Source organism: Kitasatospora sp. NPDC051705, from assembly GCF_044453265.1.
GTDB lineage: Bacteria > Actinomycetota > Actinomycetes > Streptomycetales > Streptomycetaceae > Kitasatospora.
In genome coordinates this window covers 1-1,317 of the sequence record NZ_JBITCO010000069.1, presented here as the reverse complement: position 1 = coordinate 1,317, position 1,317 = coordinate 1, and the positions used below count along the sequence as shown (strand labels likewise).

The 1,317-nt window shown below is 57.3% G+C and carries 1 rRNA gene; it reads right to left on the bottom strand.

What is annotated here, in order from left to right:
* A 23S ribosomal RNA gene (locus ACIA8Q_RS33845) occupies positions 1 to 1,270 on the bottom strand; the annotation flags it as partial.
* Positions 1,271 to 1,317: the final 47 nt, after the last annotated feature.

The following is a 1,317-nucleotide window of genomic DNA, read 5'->3' as shown; positions in this document are numbered from 1 at the left end:
AATGACACGACTTCGGTGGTGTGCTTGAGCCCCGCTACATTGTCGGCGCGGAATCACTTGACCAGTGAGCTATTACGCACTCTTTCAAGGGTGGCTGCTTCTAAGCCAACCTCCTGGTTGTCTCTGCGACTCCACATCCTTTCCCACTTAGCACACGCTTAGGGACCTTAGTCGGTGTTCTGGGCTGTTTCCCTCTCGACCATGGAGCTTATCCCCCACAGTCTCACTGCCACGCTCTCACTTACCGGCATTCGGAGTTTGGCTAAGGTCAGTAACCCGGTGGGGCCCATCGCCTATCCAGTGCTCTACCTCCGGCAAGAAACACGTGACGCTGCACCTAAATGCATTTCGGGGAGAACCAGCTATCACGGAGTTTGATTGGCCTTTCACCCCTAACCACAGGTCATCCCCCAGGTTTTCAACCCTGGTGGGTTCGGTCCTCCACACGGTCTTACCCGCGCTTCAACCTGCCCATGGCTAGATCACTCCGCTTCGGGTCTTGGGCATGCAACTCAACCGCCCTATTCGGACTCGCTTTCGCTACGGCTACCCCACACGGGTTAACCTCGCTACACACCGCAAACTCGCAGGCTCATTCTTCAAAAGGCACGCAGTCACGGCCCACCAGCAAGCTGATGAACGACGCTCCCACGGCTTGTAGGCACACGGTTTCAGGTACTATTTCACTCCGCTCCCGCGGTACTTTTCACCATTCCCTCACGGTACTATCCGCTATCGGTCACCAGGGAATATTTAGGCTTAGCGGGTGGTCCCGCCAGATTCACACGGGATTTCTCGGGCCCCGTGCTACTTGGGAGATGAGCAAGCAAGCCGCACAGATTTCGTCTACGGGGGTCTTACCCTCTACGCCGGACCTTTCGCATGTCCTTCGACTATCCATACGGTTTCTGACTCGCCCAGCCGCCGGCAGACGACTGAAGCTCATTCCCACAACCCCATGATGGCAACCCCTGCCGGGTCTCACACCACCACGGTTTAGCCTCATCCGGTTTCGCTCGCCACTACTCCCGGAATCACGGTTGTTTTCTCTTCCTGCGGGTACTGAGATGTTTCACTTCCCCGCGTTCCCTCCACACTGCCTATGTGTTCAGCAGCGGGTGACAGCCCATGACGACTGCCGGGTTTCCCCATTCGGACACCCCCGGATCAAAGCTCGGTTGACAGCTCCCCGGGGCCTATCGTGGCCTCCCACGTCCTTCATCGGTTCCTGGTGCCAAGGCATCCACCGTGCGCCCTTAAAAACTTGGCCACAGATGCTCGCGTCCACTGTGCAGTTCTCAAACAACGACCAGTCAC